At 69.8% G+C, this 1,581-nt stretch carries 1 protein-coding gene; it reads right to left on the reverse strand.

Annotated elements, in window-relative coordinates:
* Positions 1-60: 60 nt before the first annotated feature.
* Positions 61-1,581, reverse strand: a 1,521-nt coding sequence (locus tag ETD86_RS56540) for a hypothetical protein (protein ID WP_170223814.1), incomplete at its 5' end; no start/stop codon positions are given.

The following is a 1,581-nucleotide window of genomic DNA, read 5'->3' on the forward strand; positions in this document are numbered from 1 at the left end:
ATCCCCCACATCCGGCCCTGTCCCCGAGCCGTCCCTGACCCGACCCTGATGTCCCCTGGTTCAGATCGGCACGCGAGCCCGCGGCGCGACCATGCCGTGACGCCCCGGCGGATCGTCGGCCGCCGCGGGGACGGCCAGGCGATACACAGCGCATTCGCCGTGTCTGTAGCGCAGATCGGCGAAGTCCGCCACGCGCGGGCTCAGCCGTTGGTCGCGCTCGTCCACGAACAACCAGCGCACGCCGTACCTCTCCTGAAGCAGTTCGGCGGCGGCGCCCGATGGATCGTGGAAGACCGCGTCGTTCGCCGCCAGTCGCAGGCCGTCCCAGAAGGGCGCAAAGTGGTATTGCCCCCGCTCAAGGGTGCCGTTCCGGAGATTGGTCGGTGTGTACGTCCATCCCTCGACGAGCATCCGCCGCTCGGAGTATGCGGAGAACCAGAAGCGCCGATGATCACACGGTTCGACGCCGTCTCGGCAGTGGGCGTTCGTCGCGACGACGTCGTCCGGGTGCGAATGCGCGCGGAGCCAGCGAGCGGCCTCCACGACGCCCTCGGAGATCACCGGTTTCGTGGTGGCCGCGGGCGCCGTTCGCGGGACCATGCCGAGGGTCGGCGCGACGCACAACCCCGTGACGACGAGCAGCACGACAGCCGGCCCGCCGGTGAGACGGCGCACGACGAGGAAAGAGATCACGACCGCCGCCACCAGAATGACGAACGGTGCTAGCAACGGCCACACCAGACCCGATGCTCCCACCGCATGGAAGTCAGGCCTCTTCCCGTCAGCTCCGCCGATTACCACGGTTGCCGCCGCGCCCGTCAGGAAGGACGCCGCGACCGTCACCGGCCGCGCTTGGCGGGGCACCTCACGCAGTGCGCTCCACAGCCCCGCCACCGCCACCACTGCGAGGAACGGCCAGGCACCTCGCAGGAAGTAGTACTGGCTCACCCCCGGATGGCCGAACAGAAGAAAGGCGCCCGCTCCTGCCACGCCGATGCCGCCGCAGACGATCAGCGCCGGCTCGGCACAGGCGCCGCGATCGCACCACAGACCCGCGATGCCCGCGAAGGCTGCCGCCCACCCGATCACGAAGACCACACTGACCACGACGGGGAGTGCTCCCAGGCCTGAGGCTGGACCGGTGTGAAAGAGCTCATCGAGCATTCTGCCGGCGGCGGCGCCGGGAGCGATCACCATCCCCTGCGTCCGGCCGCCGTACAGGACGAGTTGGGCGAACGCCATCGTGGCGGCCGCCGGCACGAGGAGGCAGAGGACGGTACGGCGCAGCCCCCGCCCGATCAGAAGAAGCAGCGACAGGCCGGCCACGAGCAGCGGAACGAAGACGGACTTGGCACCGGCCACCGCCACGACCAGCATGATGATCATGAACAGAGTGGCCGGCCGTACGGCCCTGAGGTCCAGCACTCCAGCGACCACCAGGATCAGCGCGGCGAAGAGCAGCACCCCGAAGGCATGGGTGGGGCTGAGCCAGGACCCGAAGCTGAACGCGCCGCTCCCCGGGGAGGTCGTCGTCCAGGAGTACAGGGCCGGAGTACCGGCGAAGCAGGCCAGGGCCGCCCC

The organism is Nonomuraea turkmeniaca (genome assembly GCF_005889735.1).
GTDB classification, from domain to species: Bacteria; Actinomycetota; Actinomycetes; order Streptosporangiales; family Streptosporangiaceae; genus Nonomuraea; species Nonomuraea turkmeniaca.